Annotated in this window: 23 protein-coding genes; 17 read left to right on the forward strand and 6 right to left on the reverse strand. The window is 41.0% G+C overall.

Annotated elements, in window-relative coordinates; genetic code table 11:
• Positions 1-8: 8 nt before the first annotated feature.
• Entirely contained in the window at positions 9-1,694 is a 1,686-nt protein-coding gene (locus tag HZA77_13200; protein MBI5376383.1) for a DUF1566 domain-containing protein, read from the reverse strand.
• 226 nt (positions 1,695-1,920) lie between these two features.
• Here HZA77_13200 and pyrR point away from each other — a divergent pair, with 226 nt between their 5' ends.
• From pyrR to HZA77_13250, 10 genes are all read left to right on the forward strand, one after another.
• Positions 1,921-2,469 (forward strand): bifunctional pyr operon transcriptional regulator/uracil phosphoribosyltransferase PyrR, encoded by a 549-nt coding sequence (gene pyrR, locus HZA77_13205; protein MBI5376384.1) that lies wholly within the window; start codon positions 1,921-1,923, stop codon positions 2,467-2,469.
• The gene (locus HZA77_13210) at positions 2,451-3,416 is read left to right on the forward strand and encodes an aspartate carbamoyltransferase catalytic subunit (GenBank protein ID MBI5376385.1); all 966 of its coding nucleotides are present in this window, start codon (positions 2,451-2,453) and stop codon (positions 3,414-3,416) included. Before pyrR ends, HZA77_13210 begins: the two co-directional genes overlap by 19 nt.
• Complete coding sequence (locus HZA77_13215) at positions 3,400-4,686, forward strand: dihydroorotase (GenBank protein ID MBI5376386.1); 1,287 nt, start codon at positions 3,400-3,402, stop codon at positions 4,684-4,686. Before HZA77_13210 ends, HZA77_13215 begins: the two co-directional genes overlap by 17 nt.
• On the forward strand, positions 4,680-5,486 hold the full coding sequence (locus HZA77_13220; GenBank protein MBI5376387.1) for a dihydroorotate dehydrogenase electron transfer subunit: 807 nt from the start codon (positions 4,680-4,682) through the stop codon (positions 5,484-5,486). The genes HZA77_13215 and HZA77_13220 overlap by 7 nt, the downstream gene beginning before the upstream one ends.
• Positions 5,477-6,430 carry a dihydroorotate dehydrogenase gene (locus HZA77_13225; protein MBI5376388.1) on the forward strand — a complete coding sequence of 318 codons (954 nt, stop codon included), beginning with the start codon at positions 5,477-5,479 and terminating at the stop codon, positions 6,428-6,430. Before HZA77_13220 ends, HZA77_13225 begins: the two co-directional genes overlap by 10 nt.
• Before the next feature lie 17 nt (positions 6,431-6,447).
• Positions 6,448-6,939, forward strand: a complete 492-nt coding sequence (gene lspA, locus HZA77_13230) for a signal peptidase II (protein MBI5376389.1) — start codon at positions 6,448-6,450, stop codon at positions 6,937-6,939.
• A gap of 25 nt (positions 6,940-6,964) precedes the next feature.
• A complete protein-coding gene (carB, locus tag HZA77_13235) occupies positions 6,965-10,270 on the forward strand; it encodes a carbamoyl-phosphate synthase large subunit (protein MBI5376390.1) in 3,306 nt (1,101 codons plus the stop codon).
• Positions 10,271-10,459: 189 nt separating this feature from the next.
• Positions 10,460-10,912 (forward strand): prepilin-type N-terminal cleavage/methylation domain-containing protein, encoded by a 453-nt coding sequence (locus HZA77_13240; GenBank protein ID MBI5376391.1) that lies wholly within the window; start codon positions 10,460-10,462, stop codon positions 10,910-10,912.
• Between the two features lie 75 nt (positions 10,913-10,987).
• Positions 10,988-12,940: an O-antigen ligase family protein gene (locus HZA77_13245; GenBank protein MBI5376392.1), complete on the forward strand. Its 1,953-nt coding sequence runs from the start codon at positions 10,988-10,990 to the stop codon at positions 12,938-12,940.
• 1 nt (position 12,941) lies between these two features.
• Positions 12,942-13,808, forward strand: a complete 867-nt coding sequence (locus HZA77_13250; protein MBI5376393.1) for a hypothetical protein — start codon at positions 12,942-12,944, stop codon at positions 13,806-13,808.
• Positions 13,809-13,819: 11 nt separating this feature from the next.
• Here HZA77_13250 and HZA77_13255 read toward each other — a convergent pair whose 3' ends face one another.
• From HZA77_13255 to HZA77_13270, 4 genes are read right to left on the reverse strand one after another with little or no spacing between them, the layout of a single operon-like run.
• Positions 13,820-14,239, reverse strand: coding sequence for a lasso peptide biosynthesis B2 protein (locus HZA77_13255; protein ID MBI5376394.1), 420 nt, complete (start codon positions 14,237-14,239; stop codon positions 13,820-13,822).
• 7 nt (positions 14,240-14,246) lie between these two features.
• Positions 14,247-15,257 (reverse strand): radical SAM protein, encoded by a 1,011-nt coding sequence (locus HZA77_13260; GenBank protein ID MBI5376395.1) that lies wholly within the window; start codon positions 15,255-15,257, stop codon positions 14,247-14,249.
• 1 nt (position 15,258) lies between these two features.
• Entirely contained in the window at positions 15,259-16,254 is a 996-nt protein-coding gene (locus tag HZA77_13265; protein ID MBI5376396.1) for a hypothetical protein, read from the reverse strand.
• Positions 16,255-16,301: 47 nt separating this feature from the next.
• The gene (locus HZA77_13270) at positions 16,302-16,586 is read right to left on the reverse strand and encodes a PqqD family protein (protein ID MBI5376397.1); all 285 of its coding nucleotides are present in this window, start codon (positions 16,584-16,586) and stop codon (positions 16,302-16,304) included.
• A gap of 156 nt (positions 16,587-16,742) precedes the next feature.
• Between HZA77_13270 and HZA77_13275 the strand changes: the two genes are divergently transcribed.
• From HZA77_13275 to HZA77_13305, 7 genes are read left to right on the forward strand one after another with little or no spacing between them, the layout of a single operon-like run.
• Positions 16,743-17,873, forward strand: coding sequence for an aminopeptidase (locus HZA77_13275; protein MBI5376398.1), 1,131 nt, complete (start codon positions 16,743-16,745; stop codon positions 17,871-17,873).
• The gene (locus tag HZA77_13280; GenBank protein MBI5376399.1) at positions 17,863-19,143 is read left to right on the forward strand and encodes a (Fe-S)-binding protein; all 1,281 of its coding nucleotides are present in this window, start codon (positions 17,863-17,865) and stop codon (positions 19,141-19,143) included. The genes HZA77_13275 and HZA77_13280 overlap by 11 nt, the downstream gene beginning before the upstream one ends.
• A gap of 9 nt (positions 19,144-19,152) precedes the next feature.
• Complete coding sequence (gene rsmD / locus HZA77_13285) at positions 19,153-19,746, forward strand: 16S rRNA (guanine(966)-N(2))-methyltransferase RsmD (protein ID MBI5376400.1); 594 nt, start codon at positions 19,153-19,155, stop codon at positions 19,744-19,746.
• Complete coding sequence (gene coaD / locus HZA77_13290) at positions 19,743-20,240, forward strand: pantetheine-phosphate adenylyltransferase (GenBank protein ID MBI5376401.1); 498 nt, start codon at positions 19,743-19,745, stop codon at positions 20,238-20,240. The genes rsmD and coaD overlap by 4 nt, the downstream gene beginning before the upstream one ends.
• Before the next feature lie 7 nt (positions 20,241-20,247).
• On the forward strand, positions 20,248-20,589 hold the full coding sequence (locus HZA77_13295) for a histidine triad nucleotide-binding protein (protein ID MBI5376402.1): 342 nt from the start codon (positions 20,248-20,250) through the stop codon (positions 20,587-20,589).
• Between the two features lie 42 nt (positions 20,590-20,631).
• Positions 20,632-20,940 carry a hypothetical protein gene (locus HZA77_13300; protein MBI5376403.1) on the forward strand — a complete coding sequence of 103 codons (309 nt, stop codon included), beginning with the start codon at positions 20,632-20,634 and terminating at the stop codon, positions 20,938-20,940.
• Positions 20,937-21,470, forward strand: a complete 534-nt coding sequence (locus HZA77_13305; protein MBI5376404.1) for an LEA type 2 family protein — start codon at positions 20,937-20,939, stop codon at positions 21,468-21,470. The genes HZA77_13300 and HZA77_13305 overlap by 4 nt, the downstream gene beginning before the upstream one ends.
• Positions 21,471-21,477: 7 nt before the next feature.
• Here HZA77_13305 and gyrA read toward each other — a convergent pair whose 3' ends face one another.
• A complete protein-coding gene (gene gyrA / locus HZA77_13310; GenBank protein MBI5376405.1) occupies positions 21,478-23,910 on the reverse strand; it encodes a DNA gyrase subunit A in 2,433 nt (810 codons plus the stop codon).
• Between the last annotated feature and the right edge of the window lie 168 nt (positions 23,911-24,078).

Consider the following 24,078-nt stretch of genomic DNA (forward strand, 5'->3'; position numbering starts at 1 on the left):
GTCACAAATTATTTTACAATAATTTTCTTCACGGCTATGTTGTTGCTCTCATCAGATTCCGTTATAGTATTATCGCTATCACAGAATGCCTTGACATAATAATTTCCTTTAGCTTTTTTGATCTTAAATTTAAAAGTCATTGTCAGGGCTTTCTGTTTATTCAGATTATTTATTACTTTAGAAACAATAGATTTTTCCCCATCCCCTACTGACAGACTATCGCTGCTTGATAAATATAAACTCAATCTTGATTTATCGCTTTTTACTGTGCCAATATTTTTTACAGTTATACTAACATTTAATTTTTTGCCCTTCTTGACCGTCTTTTGACACTTGATTGATATCGTCGTCAGATCGGGAAAACTTTCTGCCACCACACCGGTTTGTGTAATCGTATGCGTAACGCCTTGTACAGAAATAATCGCTGTACGTAAATCCGCGCCTGTGTTTGCAGAAACCGTGTAAGTAATCGTTTCACTGCCGATTCCGCTGATAGTGGGGGTTATGACAAGCCACCCTGAATCACTTGAAGCCGTCCAGTCGCAATCATTAGTTGTCGTTATAACCAGATTCCCTGTACCGCCGGTATGATCAAATTCTTCATCTGAAACTGATATTGTATAAACACATTGCCCGGACGACTGACCGGAACGAACTGGCCACACGAAGTTGGAGATCCCCTTATCGTTGAATCCCGAATCGCCATACCACATATTGACATACCAGGAGCTGTCCGTACTGTTTGCATAAGTAGAAGACGACCAGTATTTGACAGACTGTACATTGCTGAAACCCTGCGAATTAAGCCAATTGGATGTATAATCCTCATTAGCATTTACAAGGCTTTTAAGTTCATTAACATTTGGAAGATACCAGTCGTTAAACCCAAGATAATTGCTGCTGTTTAGCGATGCTATATAGTCAAGAGCACCCTGCCATGTTGTTCCAACGGAAAGGTTCCCGTCTTTTGTCCACATCAATCCGGTGAGATTATCAGTTACGGTACTATCGCCATTATCAGTAAAGCGGGAACTCGGCCATGCTGCACCTGCCTGAATATCTCCATCGTCTCCTGTTGCATAACTTATTGTCTGCCCTGTCTGCGGAAGAGATATAGTCGAAGACCCGGAGCCGGAACGAACAGGCCAGATATCATAGAAGTTGCCCTTTCCGCTGCTGCCGACTAAGCCAGTCAACATATGGACATACCATCTATTGTAAGTATCGTATGAATAAGTAGTGGACGTCCAGTAGTAGCTAGGCTGTATATTGTTGAAACCCTGTGCAGTAAGCCATGCAGATACAGAAGACTCATTAGCATTGACAAGACTTTTAAGTTCATTAACATTAGGCAGACGCCAGTCATTAAACCCAAGATAGCTGCTGCTGTTAAGTGACGCTACATAGTCAAGAGCCCCCTGCCATGTGGCTATATCGGAAAGGTTCGCATCTTTTGTCCACATCAATCCGGTGAGGTTATCAGTTATGGTTTCATTGCCATTATCGGTAAAGCGGGGACTGGGCCATGCTGTGCCTGTCTGAATATCTCCATCGTCCCCTGTTGCATAACTTGTCGTTTGTCCTGTCTGCGGAAGCTCAATTGTTCCTCCTGCTTCTGAAATAGATAAACAGATAAAAGGCATCAGTAAAACAGCAATAATACAAAATAATAAAATTGATTTTACTTTTCGCATAAAACTATCTCCAGTAAATTAACAGGATATGCAGTTTTAAATTCTTTAACGTGAAGGTTGTAATATTGTTACCATTTTGTGATTTCAAATGAAAAAGTCAATAGCATATCCTGTTGAAAATAGAAAATCTCATTGCCTTTTAAAAAGCCTTGCCTTTTAAAAAGATAGTGTGATATTTTGCCTTCGAATTTTTACAGTGTTAACTAGCAAACCCACCAATGATGCGATGACGACTGTGAAAGAGATAGAGATACTAGACGCTGAAGGGCTGAAGAGAACAATCACCCGGATAACCCATCAGATTTTGGAAAAAAACAAGGGCGCAAAAGATCTTGTTCTTGTTGGGTTAAGGACACGGGGTGTTTTCATTAGCAACCGCATAGCACAGTTCATTAAACGGACCGAAAAAATAGCAGTACCGCAGGGAATAATAGACGCCACTCTTTACAGGGACGATATTGGAATTAAAGGACCTAGCATTGAGCTTAGAAAGACAGAACTGGACTTCCCGCTTGAGGGGAAAACAGTAGTTCTTGTTGATGATGTGCTTTTCACAGGAAGAACCACGAGGGCGGCGCTTGACGCCATAATGGACATCGGACGGCCCAATTTCATAAGGCTTGCCGTATTGATAGACAGAGGAAACAGGGAACTGCCGATTGAAGCCAATTTTGTTGGCAGGACTGTGCCGACAACCCGCGAAGAAATGATAAATGTATTGCTTAAGGAAACTGACGGTATAGACAGGGTGCTTCTATGCAGAAAAACGAAGTAATAGCTTCTTCCGGCACGAGGAAACATTACCTTGGAACTAAAGATCTTTCCAAAGAGGATATAGAGCTTATTCTCAGGACTGCGGAAGCCTTAAAAGAGGTTTCTACAAGGGACATAAAAAAAGTTCCGGCGCTTCGGGGCAAGACAATAATAAATCTTTTCTTTGAGGCAAGCACGCGGACAAAAACTTCCTTTGAACTTGCCGCAAAAAGGTTAAGTGCAGATTCCATAAGCATTGCCACCTCCGCAAGCAGTACAACCAAGGGGGAAACACTCAAAGACACTGCAAAAAACCTTGAAGCGATGAATCCTGATATAATCATAATTAGACATCCTCATTCAGGTGCCCCCCATATGCTTGCAAATTGTCTTAAGCCTTCAATAATAAATGCAGGGGACGGTTCACATGAACATCCTTCACAGGCAATGATAGACCTCTTTACCATAAAAGAAAAAAAGAAACGCATAGAGGGGCTTAAGGTTTGCATAGTAGGAGATATAACTCACAGCCGGGTGGCACGCTCTGATATTTATGCTCTCACCACCATGGGAGCGGAAGTGACTATCGTCGGTCCCCCGACACTCATACCTGTTGAGGCAGATAAATTAGGAGTAAATATCTCATATAATTTTGATAAAGTAGTGGCTGAATCGGATGTAATCATTATGCTCAGAATCCAGCTTGAAAGGATGCAGGCAAATTTATTCCCTTCATTAAGAGAATACTCAAGGCTTTTTGGCCTTAATCTTGAGCGGCTTAGCAAGGCGAAAAAAGATGTTATGGTAATGCATCCAGGGCCAATTAACAGGGGAATAGAGCTTGCCCCTGAAGTTGCCGACGGACCTTATTCAGTCATATTAAACCAGGTAACAAACGGAATAGCAGTGAGAATGGCAATGATCTATCTTCTTCTTGGAGGAAAAGGGAAAAGTGGATTTACTGATTAAAGGCGGCCGGGTCATAGACCCTTCACAGGGTTTGGATGGTAAAAAAGATATCCTTGCATCAGGAGGGAAAATCCGCGAGATCGGAGACAAAATCTCATCCAAAGGAAAAGACATCACAGTCATCGATGCGTCAGGGCTTATCGTATCCCCCGGGCTTATTGACATGCACACGCACTTGCGGGAGCCGGGACGCGAGGATGAAGAAACCATAGAAACCGCATCTCTTGCAGCAGCAGCGGGAGGCTTTACATCCATTGTGGCAATGCCTAACACCGACCCTGTCAATGATAACGGAGCAATCACGGATTTTATCCATAATGAGGCAAAAAAAAGAGCCATAGTCAACGTGTTTTGTACAGGCTCCATAACAAAAGGAATGAAGCAGGAACAGTTGAGTGAGCTTGGGGAACTGGCGCATGCCGGCTGCGTAGGATTCACTGAAGACGGATACTCTGTTAAAGACTCGGATATGATGAGAAGGGCAATGGAATATATTAAGATGTTTGATCTTCCCGTAATATCCCACTGTGAAGACAAATCGCTGAGCAGAAACGGAGTGATGCATGAGGGGTTTATCTCTACAGAGCTCGGTCTTGCAGGCATACCGAGAGAATCCGAAGAAATAATGGCGGCGCACGATATAATCCTGTCTAAAATGACGGGAGTAAAACTTCACATAACTCATGTCAGTTCTGCCGGGACAGTGGAACTTATAAGAAATGCAAAAAAGAAAGGCTTGACCGTCACAGCCGACGCAACACCTCATCATTTCAGCCTGACCGATGAATCAGTGAGAGGTTACGATTCAAACTTCAAGGTTAATCCGCCCTTAAGGGAAAAGAGCGACGTGAAAGCCATAATTAAAGGGCTAAAAGATGGGACCATCGACGCCATAGCAACCGATCATGCACCGCATCATCTTGCAGAAAAGGACGTGGAATTCAACCTTGCCCCATTCGGACTGATAGGCTTGCAGACAGCGCTTCCACTTGCTCTTAAGCTCTATCATGGCGGAGAACTTACCTTAAACGATATAATAAGACTTCTTACAAAAGCTCCAAGAGAGATACTGAACCTTAAAAAAGGTTCTCTCACTCAGGGAAGTGATGCTGATATAACAATAATAAACCCTGATCTGAAGTTCCGTTTTGAAGAAAAAGACATAAAATCTTTAAGCAGGAACTCACCTTTCATTGGCTGGGATTTAAAGGGTAAAGCCGTTACAACAATAGTGAGCGGCAAAATAGTATATAATTCCGCTAAATGCTGACCACAATAGTTTCCAACCGCAGGCTTAACGAAACTCAATTCCTTCTCAGGTTGAAGACAGGAGAAAGAATCGCGAATTTGATACCGGGGCAGTTTTTCATGTGCCGCATACCGGGAAGTTCAGGGCTTATACTCCGAAGGCCTTTCAGTATAAGCGATGCAAATGTTCAAAGCCTGGAAATCGCATACAAGATTACGGGAGCAGGTACATCGGTAATCTCGCAGCTTAAAGAAAAAGACACTTTGGATATTCTCGGCCCATTCGGAAATGGTTTTATCCTTGAGCACCAGCTAGAAAATGCATTCTTAGTCGCAGGCGGTATAGGTGTCGCACCCTTCCCTTTACTGGCAAAAGTCATCCATAAAAAATGGGGAAAGAAAACAGACATAACCCTATTTTACGGAGCCAGAACTTCACATGAACTTGTCCTTAAGGACAAACTTTCAAGTGTGACCGACAAGATATTATTTGCAACTGAAGACGGATCAAAAGGGAAGAAGGGATTTGTTACGGACTTACTTTCAGAAAAACTTGGCAAACTTTCCCAAACTGCAAGAGATGAAACAATGATATTTGCAAGCGGACCCACAGCTATGCTCAAGGCGGTTGACATAATAGCTCAAAAATGGAATGTGAGATGCCAGATTTCTGTTGAAACAGTCATGGGGTGCGGCTATGGAGTCTGCCTTGGATGTGTCATGAAGATAAAAGGAAACTGCAATGAAACAAATGGGAAAAAATATAAGCTTGCCTGCAAAGACGGGCCTGTTTTTTACAGCGGACAACTTGAATGGGACTAAAAAAGAATAAAACTATTGAGACGGCGGCAAGCGCCAAAAGCCTTGAGGTTAAGATATCAGGTATCACTTTTAAAAATCCGGTAATCCTCGCTTCAGGAACCTGCGGCTATGGGGAGGAGATATCTCAATTCATTGACCTTAACAGTCTCGGAGGCATAACGACAAAGGGAATCTCTCTGGAGCCAAAATCCGGCAATTCCCCCGTAAGGATCTGTGAAACTGCATCAGGGATGCTTAACTCCATTGGACTTGAAAACGTAGGTGTAAAAAGATTTATTGCAGAGAAGATCCCATTCCTTAGAAGATTTAAAACCAATATCATAGTAAACATATTCGGCAACACAATAGAAGAATACGCTCAAACAGCAAAACAGTTGTCAGATGCCGGCGGGATAGATGCAATTGAAATCAATGCATCGTGCCCGAATGTAAAAAAAGGGGGAATGGAATTCGGGAAAAGCTCTGAAGGGATCACAAGGCTTGTTGAGAAAGTAAAGGAAGTATCCTGTGTTCCCGTTTTTATCAAGCTTTCTCCAAATGTATCAGATATAGCTGAGCTAGCCAGAGCTGCAGAGTCTGCCGGAGCAGACGGAGTTTCACTTATCAATACCCTTGTTGGGATGGCAATAGACATTAAGAGGAAAAAGGCTGTACTTTCTACAGCAACTGGAGGACTTTCAGGTCCTGCTATAAAACCTGTTGCTCTGGCAATGGTATGGAAAGTAAAAAATGCCGTTAAAATCCCCATCATTGGGATGGGAGGAATAATGAACAGCCGGGATGCCCTGGAATTTATAATTGCAGGTGCAACAGCGATTGAAACAGGAACGGCAAATATGGTAAACCCTTACGCAGTTATAGAGATAATAAAAGGTATGACTCAATTTTTAAAAGATGAAAAACTCAGCAGCATAAACATGCTTGCAGGAACGCTTAAAACGTGACAGGATTATTTCGCTACATGGAACTTATAACAATTGCCGGAATTTTAATTTTAGATCAGATTACTAAAGCGGTCATACAGTTTTATATGGTACCCTCCCAAAGCATCAGGGTAATAGAAGGGTTTTTTAATATTACATATGTTTTGAATAAGGGAGCAGCATTCGGGATAATGTCACAAATGAATTCATCCCTGAGAACTCCTTTTTTCATAGTAATAACTTTGAGCGCCATTGGTATGCTTTCTTATCTTATGGCAACAACTGATAAAAAAGAAACAACATTAAGAACAGCATACTCAATGATAATTGCGGGTGCGGCAGGAAATTTTATAGACAGGATATTCCTGGGTGAGGTAAGGGATTTTCTTGATGTATACTGGAAGACTTACCACTGGCCTGCCTTTAACGTCGCAGATTCTGCGATATGCATCGGAACAGGCTTTTTGATAATGGCGCTTTACTTTGTCAAGGACAACGATAACAAAGAAGGATTGGATAATATCACCTGAACACAGGTATTAAAGAGGGAAAAAATTGCCAAAAAGAAAAGATATTAAAAGCATCCTGCTCATAGGATCAGGGCCTATTGTCATAGGCCAGGCGTGCGAATTTGACTACTCAGGCACACAAGCATGCAAGGCATTGAGAGAAGAAGGATATAAGACAATACTTGTAAACAGCAATCCCGCTACTATCATGACTGACCCGGAGATGGCTGATTCCACTTACATCGAGCCCCTTGATTCAGAAGCTCTCGAAAAGATAATCGCTAAGGAACGCCCGGATGCGCTTTTACCCACCATCGGAGGACAAACAGGACTTAATATTGCAATAGATCTCCATGAAAAGGGAATCCTGCAGAAATACAATGTTGAACTCATTGGGGCAAACGTAAACGCCATTAAGAAAGCCGAAGACCGGAACCTCTTTAAAAAAGCCATGAAGAATATCAATCTCGATATTCCGGCAAGCGGTTATGTGACAACTGAAGAAGGTGCGATGGAAGTAATAAAAGAAATCGGATTTCCTGCCATAATAAGACCGTCTTTCACTCTGGGAGGCACCGGGGGGAATGTAGCCTACAATATGGAAGAGTACGTTGAGCATGTGCGGTGGGGCCTGGCAGCAAGCCCTTTCAGCCAGATTCTGATTGAAGAGTCGCTCATAGGATGGAAAGAATTTGAGCTCGAAGTAATGCGTGATTCAAAAGACAATGTTGTCATAATATGCCCCATAGAAAATTTCGACCCCATGGGAATACATACAGGCGACAGCATAACTGTGGCACCGGCACAAACTCTTACAGACAAGGAATATCAGATCCTCAGGGATGCCTCTATAAAGATAATAAGGGAAATAGGTGTGGATACGGGAGGTTCCAACATTCAATTTGCGGTGAATCCCAAAGATGGCAGGATGATGGTAATAGAGATGAATCCACGGGTCTCAAGGTCGTCTGCGCTTGCGTCCAAGGCAACGGGATTCCCGATTGCAAAGATAGCTGCAAAACTCGCCGTTGGGTTTACTCTTGATGAGATCGCAAACGACATTACAAAAAAAACCCCTGCATCCTTCGAGCCAACAATAGACTATTGCGTTGTAAAGATCCCTAGATTTACCTTTGAGAAATTTCCACAGGCAGATCAGACACTCACTACCCAGATGAAATCAGTTGGAGAAGTAATGTCAATCGGACGGAACTTCAAGGAAGCTCTCCAGAAAGCAGTGCGCTCTCTTGAGATTGATATTAAATCACTTGAAATCTACGATGAAGCAAAGTCTTTATCAGATGAAATGATTAAAAAAAGAATCCAGTCTACAAACTGGCAGAGACTATGGTTTATTGCTGAAGCTCTTAGAAGGAATATTTCAGTAAAAGAGATAAACACCCTTTCAAGTATAGACCCCTGGTTTATAAACAACATTAAAGAGATAATAGAATTTGAATCACTCTTAAAAAAATCTCTTTCTGCATACAGGAACGAAGTTAATATATTGCTTTCATGTTGTGAAGATTCTTCAAAAGGATGTTCTCAGGAAAAACCTGCCAAAAACACAATAGATGAAATCTCTTCACTGCTGAGAAAGGCAAAACAACTTGGATTCTCCGATGAATACATTGCTTCAATTCTTAAGGTAGAACAGATCATGTTTAGAAAGTTAAGAAAGCATCTCGGTGTGGAAGCAACTTACAAGATGGTTGATACCTGTGCCGCAGAGTTTGAGGCATACACTCCTTATCTTTATTCCACTTACGAGAGCGAATGTGAAGCAAACCCTACCAACAGGGAAAAAATAATAATACTTGGCGGAGGTCCAAACCGGATAGGACAGGGAATAGAGTTTGATTACTGCTGTGTCCATGCAGCCCTTGCTTTAAAAGAGGATGGTTTTGAAACAATCATGGTAAACTGCAACCCGGAAACCGTGAGCACAGACTATGATACCTCAGACAGGCTTTATTTTGAACCTCTCACGCTTGAAGAAGTACTTAATATAATCGAAAAAGAAAATCCTCTTGGAGTTATAGTGCAATTCGGAGGACAGACACCGCTTAAACTCTCGACACAGCTTAAAAAAAATGGAGTGAGAATCCTCGGAACTTCTCCTGAAAACATAGACATCGCTGAGAATAGGGAGAAATTCAAAGTACTTATCACAAGACTTAATCTTCTCCAGCCTCCAAACGGGACTGCAATGACCCTAGAACAGGCTATAAATGAAGCAGAAAAAATAGGATACCCTGTCCTGTTAAGGCCATCTTATGTTCTTGGCGGAAGAGCCATGGAAATTGTTTATGACAAGGGACACCTTGAAAGATATATGAAGTTTGCTTTGCGGGTCTCCCCTGAACATCCCATACTTATAGACAAATTCCTTGAAGACGCCATAGAAGTTGATGTAGATGCAATTTGCGACGGCAAGGTATGTATAATAGCAGGTGTCATGGAGCATATAGAAGAAGCAGGTATTCATTCCGGGGACAGCGCCTGCTCCCTTCCCCCCTATTCAATTAGCAAAGAACTTATTGAAGAAATAAAGGTACAGACAAGAGCGTTAGCCTTTGAGCTTAATGTAATAGGGCTTATAAATATTCAGTTTGCGATTAAAGACCAGAATGTTTACATACTTGAAGTAAATCCACGGGCATCGAGGACAATCCCATTTGTAAGTAAAGCAATAGGAATCCCCTTTGCAAAACTTGCAGCAAGGGCTATGGCAGGAAAAACACTTCAGGAAATGGGGCTGATATCGGAGACTCATGTCTCCCATATTTCTGTGAAAGAGGCTGTATTCCCATTCATCAAGTTCCCAGGTGTTGATACAATACTGGGACCAGAAATGAAATCCACCGGAGAGGTAATGGGAATAGATCAGAACTTCGGGAGAGCATTCTATAAGTCTCAGCTTGCAGCAGGCACAAAACTGCCAAAAACAGGGACTGTCTTTATAAGTGTAAAAGACAAAGACAAGGAACTTGTTATTCCCATTGCTCAAAAATTGTCACTTCTTGGATTCAATATAATAGCAACTACCGGTACTCATAATACTCTGGCTGCCAATGGTGTAAAATCAACACTGGTCAATAAAGTAAAAGAGGGAAGGCCTCATATCGTTGATATCCTAAAGGATGGGAAAATTGATATGGTAATAAATACATCATTCGGGAAAGAAACTGTAGAAGATTCATATACCTTAAGAAGGACAACTTTAATAAAAAATATTCCCTATTGTACTACAATAGCAGGTGCAGTCGCAGCAGTTACAGGAATTGAATCATTTTTTTCAGGAAGCCTCGATGTAACTTCCCTTCAGGAATATTATAGACATGACAAATAAAGTCACTTTTATGGACTTTTTCTGTCAATTTGTTAACGTCACAATCCTATAGGTCATCAGTTTTAAAGCCTTTTCATCATATAACTATCTGATATTTAATATTATACTATTCTCACGAAATCTTTCGTGTTACTGGCATGATATTTGCGATAGTAAATATAACTTTAAAAGAAGAAAGGAGGTGCTGATATGTTCAGCAAACTTAGAGAGAAAAAGGGGTTTACACTTATTGAGTTAATGATTGTTGTAGCCATTATAGGTATACTTGCTGCTATAGCAATACCTAACTTCCTGAAGTTCCAGGCAAAGGCAAAGCAATCAGAAGCAAAGAACAACCTCTCAGCCATATTTACTGCACAGGTAAGTTATTTTGGTGAGAGAAATGCATTTGCAGCCACTTTTGCAACCCTTAACTGGGCACCAGAAGGAACAACAAGATATGAATATTTCCTGGCCAGTGGAGAAACAGCGATAGGTACCGGTACTGGCAGTGCAACAGGTATGACTATGCCGACAGGTGTGGCAGTGGCAACAAATGCTTTCACAGCAGGAGCATCAGGAAACATAGACTCTGATGCCACAGAAGATCAGTGGACTATCAATGATGTAAAAAATCTCAATAATTCCAATAATGACGTCTGACATTAGTTGAAAAATAAAGTTTAAAAAGGGAGGATATCTCAGATATCCTCCCTTTTTATTTTGTGAGTGTCATAGATGAAAAAATATCTTTCTTCTCAAAATTGCACATTCTATCTACTAGCTTCTACAATATTAATCTCACCATTCATTGCAGGTGGAACTACTTACGCATCTGTTACCGGAATAAGAGCTCTTACGCTCATTGCGCTAATCATTATTGCTTTTAACGAAGACAATAAAAAAGAATCTATAAGTCTTAATCTTTCAGCATTGAGCTTTTGCATAATGACTTTTTTTTCCCTATTTATAATTTCAACTTTTTTTCTTTCTCCCTCTTTTTATGATTCGCTGCAATTGACAATGTGCATTGTTAATTACGGAGGCGTTTACATAATTTGCAGAAACATGCAAAACTACCATGTGAGAAAATACTGGATAGCCTTACTTATCATAGTCAGTGCATCCTTAGAAGCTGTTTATGGAATCATAAAGTATTTAGCTTTGAATGAACCAAGAGCAGTTGGAAGTTTCTTCAATCCCAATTTCTTTTCGCTCTATCTCGGAGTATCTTCTGCAATTATAATCAGCATCCTTTTTTTTAAGAATAGTAATAACTGTCAAATAAGCCATAGAGCGTTAAAAACAATATTCTCAACCTCATCATCAGTAATTATACTTTTATTCCTTGTTTCTGGGATTATATTTTCTGCTTCAAGAGGGGCGGCAATGGCACTATTGATAACTCTTATTCTGCTTACTTTTCTGCGATTTAGATTCAAAGCATTAATAGTACTACCTCTCATATTAGCTATTCTTTTTTTTGTACCCAACCCTCTGAAAACCAGGATTGAAACATCCTATTCCCATGATTTGTTCGGATTCAGCCGGACAGGAATATGGGAGAGCACATACAGAATGTTCGCCGAAAATCCATGGGGAATAGGTGCCGGAATGTATAAATACTATTTTCCAAAGTACAATTTCCCTGTCGAAGGAGCTGTTGCAAGGTTTGGCCGCCATGCTGTTACTGCCCATAATGAATATCTTCAGTTTCTGGCAGAAATGGGAATTCAGGGCCTTTTAATTTTGATCATACTTTTTCTGCTTTTTATTAAAAAATTAAGACCATTCTTTAGCACATGTTTAGGGGGAAAAGGCTATGGGTTGGAAACAGGTATATTGGGAGGGTTCTTGGTCATCGTTATCCATTGCATGGTCGATTCATCACTTCATGACTATACAGCAGGTATAATGCTTTCAATACTCGCTGCAATGTTGATTAATGAAGCTGAAACGCTAAGCCCTCCAAAGACATTCAACCTGAAAGTATCTTTTCTCTTCCGGTGGATAATCTCATTCCCTTTGGTTATTTTAATATTGCTTTCCCTTTTGTTTTGCGGAGGGCAATTTTATAAGGATCAGGGCATTACTTATAATAAAAAATCTCAGTACAAAATCTCAGAAGAACAATTTACTAAATCCTTATTAATGATGCCCTTTGATTCTGAAACATTCAATGCACGGGCGAATTTATGGTTCAATAAATTTCTGGATTCTAAAGATGTACACTATCTCGATAAATCGCTTGTTGATGAAAGCACCGCTATTTCGCTTAACAAAATGAACAGTTCTTTTTACTATTATTCAGGCAAAATAATCTCCGCTTTTCCCTCTGAAAAGAATTCCAGTTATTATCTGATGAAGGCTCTCACTTTTTTCGAAGCGGCTAAAGAGCTTAGCCCCTATAACCCCTTTTACAGTATTGAGATAGTCTCACTATTTGCAAAAGTTGGTGAAACAGAACGTGCTGAAGCAGAGGCTCAAAAACTTCTAAAGATAGAACCTGATTTTCTTCCTGCGCTGGAATCATTATACTGGCTTTATGAGAAATCTTCTGAAAAAGATAAAAGCGGAAAAATACTTGCTGACATCAAAGAAAAGTTTAATGATTTGAAAAACCAGCAAAATCTGTCAGACTATGAAAAATCTTTTTTAAAACTCTCAACTGAGTTGAAGCAAAAACTGTGAGATGGATAAACCAATAAAATCATTAGTTGCAGCATCATTAATAGTCTCAATCTTATTTATCGTTTTCTTCGTCCAGTGCCGCATTGACGAAGTGAAGGGTAATTTCAAGAAATCTGAGGAGCTTGAAATGCTTCCTCCTGCCTATGTCATTAAAACCATATCTTTGAACCAGACTGCTTTCATAAGCGATATTCTCTGGCTGAGAGTCGTACAGTATATGGGCGATAAAAAACAGACAGAAAAAGGGTGGTCATGGTTTAGCCATACAATCGATGTTATAACAGACCTTGACCCGGACTTTACACTCGCTTATCAGTTCGCAGGGTTAATGTTTACAGTGGTAGCCGGAAAATCAGAGGAGAGTGTGAAAATACTGGAAAAAGGAATAAAAAATACCTCTAATAATTGGTTCCTCTATTTCCTGATTGGATATAATTATTTCGAGTTACAGCAGGATTACGGGAAAGCAGCATATTATATCGACAGGGCATCAACGCTTCCCGGCTCTCCTGTGTTTCTTAAGCTTTTTGCTTCACGCCTTTACAGCAGTGCTGGAAAGCCTGAAAATGGGATAATCTTCGTGAAAAAACTCCTTGAAACAACTGAAGACGAAGATATGAAGGCAAAACTCGATAAACGTCTCAATCTTTTATACATAGAACGGGATTTGAGCATTCTAAATAATTTGATATCTGACTTTCATTCTACTTATAAAAAATATCCTGAAAGTATTGATGACCTTCTCAAAGCAGGCTTGATAAGAGGCATTCCTTCGGATCCCTTCGGAAAACCATACTACATAGATAGCCACGACAATACGGCAAAAAGTCAAAGCACAACAGAAAGATTGAAAGTATTCAAAAGGTGAGTTTATCTCTTTCAGTCTTCCTCAGGATATGTATAGGTAATGCTGAAATCATCAACTGATTCGAGGTAATCATAGACTCTTTTTCCATTTTTTGTAAGCCAGCTGTGACCATCAAGCTTTCCGTCATCTTTCTTCACGGCAAAATGTATTTTCACTTTCATCCCGTATCTGTTGAGCAAATGGTAAAGAAGAAGAGATTTTCTAAGGCATGACGGAGTAAAAACAAAAAACCGAATTCCAAGTATGGAATCAGTAATCTTCAATATCCTCTCTATAACCCTGTCATCCATCTTCTTTTTTTTTCGAGGGGTAAGCAGTTTCAGCAAGCGCGGCAGGCTAAGACTCTTCAACAATAACGGAAGAGCAAGCACAAGCAGGAATATTTTAAAGAAAAGAATTACATTTGTTATCAGTAATGAGAGGCGGTTCAATTCGCTCTTAATCCCTGTTCCAGGGGTTCTTGGGGTCTTTCTTCAGCCAATTCAGCTTTCCAAAATACTTTGCACAATAAAAACAGGGGAACCTGTCGAGTGAGCCTACGGATTTACTGCTTATCAGGGACACCCTGTCTTTCTGAAATTCAGCAATCTTGTCTATCAGCATCTTGTGCGCATCAAAAAGGCTCACCTTGGAAAGATTTGCAATTACATCTTTGTTCGCTTCCCCTCCTGCATATCCTGAAAGCTGGCAGCAGAACATGAGGTTTCCCATGAAATCCACTGTCAGAGAAGACATCCTTAAAGCTCTGCACTGGAACATAAGCTCGGGAACATCAAAGCCCGGCGAGAGGAAAATGCCGATTGAAAAAACGCCTGCCATTCTTACAATTTCGGCAGCTACACGGGTTTGCTCCTCAGGGGTCGGAACAAGACCTTCCCTTACATTGCCGGGAGTAGGCTGTATAAAAGCAAAAAAGAGCCTTTCTGCCTTTAGCTTCGATGCAAGCAAAGCCATCTCATCGAGCTGGTCAATATTCTTGTTACAAATAGTCATCTGAAGGCTGAAAGGGATTTTTTTAAGGAAACACGCGCTGATGGCAGACATGACCCGTTTATATGAGCCTTTGGCCCTTATTTCGTCGTGCACTTCCTCGCGGGGACTGTCAATGCTGAACGAAAGTCCTTTCAATTTTCCTAAACCGTTCCTTTCGAGGATAGGGAGCACGTCGAGGAAATTCCATGCATTTGTAACAACATGGTAAGTGAATCCGTGAGTCACAACTTCTTTTATGATTTTCTCAAACTCAGGATGCAGAGTAGGCTCTCCGCCTGTGAAGGCTATGTGCTTTATACCGTAGACTTTCGCTTCCTTTAGTATCTTTTTTATAAGTTTAAATGATATGTTCCTGCGGGGAAGCCTCTCGTCCCTTAAACAATGTTTACAAACAAAATTGCAGCGGTTTGTAAGTTCAATCCCAAGTTCCGTGAGAAAAGCCATGTCATCCGGCATATCAGCACTCCCCAAAAAGTTCTTTTTTTATCATAGAGACTACAGAGTGCGGGCTCTTTATAAGATCAGCTCCGCTTCTCATCCTGTAAGATTTCGATTTCTCCACAATTTTTTTTAATGCAGCAAGATGCATCGGAGCAATATCTTTGTCCATCATCACAAGCAGACTGCTGGGTATCAATCTTGCCAGAGCCTCGGCCCTGCCAAGCGGAATTAGAGCTGACTTTTCTTCTCCTGTTATTTCCGGGAAAAGAATGAATCCCTGCTTTGCTTCAAGGACGAACTGTTCCGGATAAACATCCTCCGCCCTGAAAGAACGCTTTGGCCCATCCCCGTATTTCCTTGCATTCTTTACCCTCTCAAGCTCCTCAAATCTTTCGGAGATTGCAGGATCTATATGAAAATCCCCTGGCAGAGACAATATCCTCACATTTTCCCCTTCATCCTTTAAAAGCACTCCATCGTCTGAGAGATACTTGCATCCTTCGCGAAGGAGCGTTATGCACAAAGTCGACTTGCCCACCCCTGTATCTCCGGAAATCAGCACGCCCCTGTCTCCAACAGATACACATGAGGCATGGACATAGTATAGCCCTCTGTATCTTAACATCTCAACAAGCATAATATAAAAAAATATAAAAGAAAAAAATCTTCTTATCTCTATCGTCTTGAGGTTGAGGTAAATATCAGCAATTCCCCTGTCCGGATAGCAAACCGCAGCGGAATGGCCGTCAACAAGAATAAGCCTTTCTCCAACTCTATAGCCCGTTAATCTGTCAAAAGCAAAAAGCTGCTCTATCCCATCCAATTCTTTCATGACTTTTTCAATAGACTCACCATCAGATTTTAAGATTGAAATCCTTATAGAGCCTGCCTTCTCATCAGCCGCTGTTGCAGAGAAAAAACCTATTATATCATCAACAAGACCAATCACATCTTCCTGGTCAGTAGTGACTGTAACCGGATTGCCATAGATCAGATAGGACTTTTCAATCATAGGCATATTATGAGTTATAAAATGAAGTTAAAAAATTTCTAAAAAAATCAAACGGAGGCTTTAAAATTGATAAGTTTATTTCCATTAAGCTCTTCCAGCAGCCTTACGACACTTTTCATCGCATTCTGGGGAGTTACATCAAACTTGCTGCATATATTTTCGACTATACCATCCACTTTAATCACTCCATCAATAAGACCCCATATGACAAGCGCTACTTCATTGAGTCCGTAATAACATTTTGTATTGAGATCAAGAAGAACAGCCTCTTCATCTAATTCAGTGCAAAGGATAGATGGATTCTTAACTGGAATAGTATTTTTAGTAATCATTTTATCATTTCCCTATATCATTTTTTAACAGAATATTCTTTTAACTGTCAAGGTATAAGGTATGATGATATAGCAGCTTGATAAATATGGAAAACTTATTTATTAGTAAAAGACAGCAACTCGTTATTTTCAAAACAACATACAAGGCACGGGGAAATGGATAAAACTGTAAAGGCAATAAAAAAATTAGTTCAGGAAAACCTTGGAATAAAAAAAGAAGAGAGGGTACTTATTTTCTGCGACATAATATCAGAACATGAAACCCCTAATGACGATGACCGGAGCAGACGTGCGCAGCTGGCAGAGACTGCCCATAGCATTTTCAAATACATTTCCAAGACAAACGAAACTGTATTCCTGAAATACGAAGCCACAGGTACTCATGGAGTCGAACCTCCGGACTATATATGGAAGGAAGCTTTTGGAAGTCATGTTTACGGTTCACTGCGCGACTCAGGGGTCCTTGAAGCATTGCTCAAAAAAAAGGCAGGAAAGAAACAGATTCTTGAAGCTGAACAGATTGTAATGGAGAGGAGCGATGAAGCAGTTGACGTAGTAATTGCCCTTTCAAACTTCTCGACGAGCCATACTAAATTCCGCGACCTTGTGACCACCTGTGCCGGTGCACGATATGCAAGCATGCCATTATTTGACCCTGACATGTTTTTGGGACCAATGGATGTTGACTGGAATGAGGTTCAAAAAAACACAATAAGAATCGCAGAAAAGCTTACAGACGCTGTTTCGGTAAGTATTACTGCACCGAACGGCACTAACCTCTCCATAGGATTAAATGGGAGACAGGGAATCGCAGATACCGGGATACTTACGGAAGAAGGGGCATTCGGCAATCTCCCTGCAGGAGAGGCATTCATAGCGCCGCCTGAATATACCGCCGAAGGATTATTTGTAGCAGAGTGGGGACCGACGAGAAAATTCAAATTCCCTGTGAAATTTGAAATAAAAAAAGGCACTATTTTTATTCTGCAGGGACTTGATAAATTTGCCTCGGCAATGCGTCAGCAGATAGACATTGAACCCAAATGCGCTGTCCTTGCAGAGCTTGGCATTGGAACAAACCCTAAAGCGTCAAAACCGGACAATATCCTTGAATCAGAAAAAATACTTGGGACCATTCATATAGCTTTTGGTGATAACATGTCATTCGGAGGAAAAATCAGGACAAGTTTTCATCAGGATTTCGTTCTTTTCTCTCCTACTGTCGAGCTTGAATATGCTGACGGAAACAGGGAAATAATCATCAAAGAGGGCAAACTTGTCGGTTGACGGGATACTCAAAGACGCACTTTCAACCTGTGTAAAATGCGGAGCCTGCCAGGCTGTCTGTCCTGTATATGATATCTTAAAAACAGAACGCTCCGTAGCCCGCGGGAAAATTGCCCTTATTGAGGCATTATCTAAATCTGATCTAGAGCTTTCTGACAGCCTTTACGAGGCCCTGTCGCAGTGCATCCTTTGTACGTCATGCAGGGAAACATGCTCGGCGAATGTCGAGATTGAAAGGATAATAGCCGGAGCAAGGGAGATCGCGCTCAACAAAAAGGGAATGCCTCCATTAAAAAAGGCAGTGCTGAAAATCCTGTCAGCAAAAACCTCATCCAAGAATCCGGTTTTTAAAACAGCAGGACTTATTCAGAAGGTTCTCTTGAAAAAAATCCCGACAACAAGTGGACTCTTATACAGAGGAATTTTTCTGCCAGGAGAAGAAAAGCTCATACCCGAAATTGCGGCAAAAACTTTTCATCAAAGATTTGAAAACCATGAGAGCGACAAAAGCCGAAGTGCGTGTTCAGCAATTTTTTTTCAGGGATGTACCATAAATTATATATATCCTCATATCGGGGAAGCGACAGTAAGCGTCATACGAAAAGGAGGGTTTACACCTCTAATTCTTCCGGAACAATTCTGCTGCGGTTTGCCTTCATATTTTTCAGGCGACAGGGAAACTGCTCTAACTCTTGCAATGTCGAATCTTGAGCTTTTCTCAAAATATGATTTTGAGTATATCGTCGTAGCCTGTGCAAGCTGCGGAGCGGCTTTTAAAAATATATATCCAATACTCTTTGAAAAAAACAACGCTATGAAATCCCAGTGGGACAAATTCAAAGAAAGAGTGATTGACATATCACAATTTACAGAAGGACCCGGAAGAAAACAAATTACAGAACTGCTGAATAAAAATAACAGAGAGAGAAAACTGAAAGTCACTTATCATGATCCATGCCATCTGAGAAAATCGCAGGAAGTTGTAAATGAGCCGAGAAAGTTAATCAAGATGCTTTCAAACGTAACTCTTGTTGAGATGGAAGGAAGTGCTGACTGCTGCGGATTTGGCGGAATGTTCAGCCTTGAAAATGAGAAACTAAGCTCCGAGATAAACCGCCGCAAGACAGAAAAAATCATGGCAACCGGAGCAGACATGGTGCTCACTGGCTGTCCAGGGTGCATAATGCAGATTAACAGAGGCCTGGCAAGAGCAGGCGGAAAGCAGAGTGTAAAGCACTGGGTTGAGCTTTTGGATGAAGCGACTGGTTAGTAAATTACCATGACTATGAGAATAACAGGCGGAGAAAAGTCCGGCCTAAGACTCAGCACATTTCCCAAGAATATCATTCGCCCCACGCGCGATATGGTAAGGGAGGCAGTGTTCAACACTCTTGGAGACACTATTCATGACGCAAGCTTCCTTGATATATTCGCAGGCACAGGAAGCACAGGCATCGAGGCTTTAAGCCGCGGGGCATCCCATTCCACTTTTATAGAAAGTGAGCGCAGGGCTGTTGAGGTAATAAAGAAGAACCTCGTGATTACAGGCTTTCAAGGACAGTCTCTTATAATGGCGGCTGACTATGTGCATGCATTAAAGAAACTCTCCTCCCAGAAAATAAAATTTACCATTATATATGTTGACCCTCCCTATCAGTCAGGCTTCTATGACAGATGTATCAGACTGATTGATGAAGGAGAGCTTCTTATTTCACATGGAATATTAATAGCAGAATCATTCAAAAAAATGGATTTACTGCACAAATTCGGGTATATTGAATTGACACGGGAAAAACTTTATGGGGAAACAAGAATATCGTATTATATCAATACAAAGGAATTAAACCCTGATATTGTGAGAAAACAATCATGAGACGAATCGCTGTGTATCCCGGAACATTCGACCCCATAACCAACGGACATATTGACATAATAGAACGGGGTCATCAGATCTTCGACGAAGTAATAGTCGCAATTGCAAAGAGTGCCGATAAAAACCCTCTTTTTTCAGTTGATGAAAGAATGAAGATGATTAATGCAGCAACAAAGAAATTTAAGAATCTCAGGGTAGAATCCTTCGAAGGCCTTCTTATCTCCTACGTAAGAAACGCAGGGGCCAAGGTAATTATCAGAGGACTGCGCGCCGTAAGCGATTTTGAATATGAGTTCCAGATGGCCATAACAAACAGGAAACTCTATGAAGATGTTGATACTGTTTTTCTAATGTCCACTGTGAAATATTCTTATTTGAGTTCAAGCATTGTGAAAGAAGTAGCGCAATACGGCGGCAAAATGGACGGTATGGTCCCGACTGTTGTATCGAAGTGCCTGAAAGAGAAATACAGAAACCTGAAAAAAGGATTATGAAATGTCAATGGACTGTATATTCTGCAAAATAATAAAGGGAGAGTTAAAAGCAAAATTCGTATACGAAAACGACAAGGTAGTAGTCATTGAGGACATAAATCCGCAGGCGCCTGTCCATATTCTCATCATACCAAGGAAACATATAGCTACTCCAATGGAAATTGAGGATAATGACAAGGATATTTTATCAGCAGTCTTTCAGGCGGCAAAGCATGTGGCAAAGGAAAGGAAGATTGACAGCTCCGGGTTCCGCACAGTGCTTAACTGCATGGAAGGAGCGGGACAGAGCGTTTTCCATATTCATTTTCATCTGCTCGGCGGAAGACAGATGCAGTGGCCGCCCGGTTGAGACAAAGATACAAAAAAACAAGAAAGGCGAAAATCTGAAACTATGAAAAAAGAAATGATACTCAAGGAACTTGAGGATATAGTTTCCAAGCTTTCAATCAGACTCCAGTATGATGATCTGAAAAAAGCTGGAGTGAAGACAAGGGGCGGACTTTGCAGGGTAGGAAGCGAAGAAAGACTCATTGTTGACAAGAAGCTTGATACTGATGAAAAAGTTGAAGTCCTCTCAGTGGAACTCTCAAAAGTCAATCTCGACAATGTATTCATACCTCCACGCATAAAAGTGTTACTTCAAAAAAAATCGGAAACCAATACTGGTACCGACGAAGATACTGCACAGGAAGCAAGATGAACGATGCTAGTTTAAACGATGGTTCACCAGCAATTAATCCGGAAAGCAAACAGAAGAAAAAACCGCTGGTTTATGTTCTTGCAGCAGTTCTTATAATCCTTATAGTTGTCTTTGCGACTTCTTATTCATCTAAAGATTTATTAAAAAAATGCACATTCCAGTTCAAGCATATTGAAATAAACGGGATGGATTTCGGCAGCAACAAAGTCAAAGGTACAATCACGCTATCAGTAAATAATCCTAACTGGCTCTCTTTGAATGTAAAATCCTTAAAATGCAAAGTTAATATGGGAGACAACACTCTTGTAAAAGGGAACACAACTGACAGCATAAATCTTCCGGCACGCACGAAAACAGATATAGAGATTCCTTTCAAGGCGAGCTATGCAAATCTTTCACTGAATGATTTAAAATCCCTATTTCGGGACAATGAGAAAGTTTTAGTTACAGGCAAAGCCGTGTTAGAAACCTTTTTTATAAGCTTTCCCGTAACATTTAAAACTGAAAAAGACATCAAGAAGATTCTCTGAACTGCTCTTAATCTTCCTTACCTATCTTTGCAATGCCGGCAACATGGGAGCTCTTATCAGCATCAATAAGTTTTATTCCCTGCGTGTTTCTGCCTATTACTGAAATATCGCTCACTGCCATCCTTATAACTTTTCCGTCGGCAGTAATGATGATTAAGTCATCGTTGTTGCTTACCTGTTTAACACCTACTACACTGCCGTTCCTGTCTGAGGTCTTGATGGTGATTATCCCTTTTCCACCTCTTGACTGCACTCTGTATTCTTCCACAGGAGTCCGCTTGCCAAAGCCATTTTCAGTAACTGTGAGTATTGTGTTCGCATTATCAAGGACCTCCATGGCAATGACAGCATCACCTTTACTGAGTGTGACTGCCTTAACGCCCATGGCATTTCTTCCCATAGACCTTACATCTTCCTCGTTAAACCTGATGCTATTGCCGTCTTTAAGCCCTATGAAGATGTCCTTCTTGCCGTCTGTAAGACCGACCGAGACAAGTTCGTCCCCTTCATCAAGGGAAAGGGCAATAATGCCCCCTGAGCGAGGATGACTGAATGCATCAAGGGTAGTTTTCTTGCAAATCCCATGGCGGGTAAGCATTATTATGTAATGCTCAGAATCAAATGTTTTAACCGGAAGCGAAGCGCAGACTTTCTCGTTCGCCTCAAGGTTAAGGAGGTTTACGATCGCCCTTCCCTTGGCGCTTAAACCCAGTTCAGGAAGCTCATGAACCTTTATCCAGTAAACTTTCCCCTTGGTTGAGAAGAAAAGGATATAATCATGTGTGCTTGCGATGAAGAGGTACTCAACAAAGTCCTCCTCTCTCGTTGCCATTCCTGTTTTTCCCTTGCCACCCCTTCTCTGACTTCTGTAAACGCTGAGTGCATTCCTCTTGATGTAGCCATTATGTGAAATCGTAACTACCATTTCTTCTTCTTTAATGAGATCCTCAATGTTTATGTCGCTTGTCTGCTCGATTATCTGCGTACGTCTTGCGTCTGCATATTCGTCCTTAACCTCATTAAGCTCCTTACGCACAATATCTCTTACAAGCGCCTCGCTTGAAAGAATGGCTATGTATTCGGATATGGTTTTTAAAAGAGCCTTGTATTCCTCTATTATCTTTTCACGTTCAAGACCTGTGAGCCTCGAAAGCCTCATCTCGAGTATTTCTTTTGCCTGTATCTCAGAGAGGGGGAATCTTTTTATAAGGTTCTCTTTAGCCTGCTGAGGGTTTGCAGCTTTCTTTATGATTGCAACAACCTCATCTATGTTCTCTACAGCAGTCTTCAACCCTTCCAATATGTGCGCTCTTTCTTCAGCTTTCCTTAAGTCATAGCGCGTCCTCTTTACAACCACCTCTTTCCTGAAATCAATAAAGCACTTGATGACTTCTTTGAGGTTTAAAACCTTGGGCTCACCGTTAACCATGGCAAGCATGATTATGCCGAATGTAGATTGAAGCTGGGTGTGTTTATAGAGGTTATTAATAACGACCTCAGGGAATTCGTCACGTTTAAGTTCAATAACTATCCTCATCCCTTCGCGGTCTGATTCATCCCTTATGTCTGATATTCCTTCAATCTTCTTTTCCCTTACAAGCCCTGCTATAGCTTCGATGAGCCTTGCCTTGTTGACCTGATAGGGTATTTCAGTGATAATTATGCTCGATCTGCCAGACTTTTTCTGTTCCTCAACACTTATTACCCCACGCATCAGGACCTTTCCCCTTCCCGTCCTGTATGCTTCTATAATCCCATCCCTGCCATAGATATAGGCGCCTGTCGGAAAATCAGGACCTGCAACATATTTTAACAGCTCATCAATAGTTGTATCAGGATTCTCAAGGACTGCCAAAGTCGCATCAATAATCTCACCAAGATTGTGCGGAGGGATATTTGTTGCCATTCCAACTGCAATACCTGCTGAACCATTGATCAGAAGGTTTGGTATACGTGAAGGAAGAACCACTGGTTCAACGAGAGTGTCGTCAAAGTTTGGTACAAATTCCACCGTCTCCTTATCAATATCGAGGAGTATATCGTGGGCGATCTTCGCCATACGGACTTCCGTATAACGCATGGCTGCCGCCGAATCCCCGTCTACGGAACCGAAGTTTCCCTGACCATCAACAAGGGGATAGCGAAGAGAAAAATCCTGCACCATTCTGATCATGGCATCATAGACAGCATTGTCTCCATGAGGGTGATATTTACCGAGAACTTCTCCGACAATCCTTGCAGATTTTTTATATGGTTTGTTATATTCAAGGCCCAGCCCGTCCATTGCATAGAGAATACGGCGGTGTACAGGCTTTAACCCATCCCTCACATCAGGAAGCGCCCTACCCACTATTACGCTCATTGCATAATCTATGTAAGAGTTGCGCATCTCATCTTCAATGTTTACAGGTATAAGATTAATAGGTAAATCTGAAGCCATTACTTCTCCTTACTTTTTTATATTTATTTGGACTATTTATAGCTTTTATCATAGTCATTTTAACAGGAAAAACCATGACTGTCAACGTGATTGAGGAATGGCTAAATTAATAAAAAAACCTGAAATTGATTGATTTGGTTTTTGAAAAATGCAATTGTATAATATTAA

Source organism: Candidatus Schekmanbacteria bacterium, from assembly GCA_016219965.1.
GTDB lineage: Bacteria > Schekmanbacteria > GWA2-38-11 > GWA2-38-11 > J061 > JACRJM01.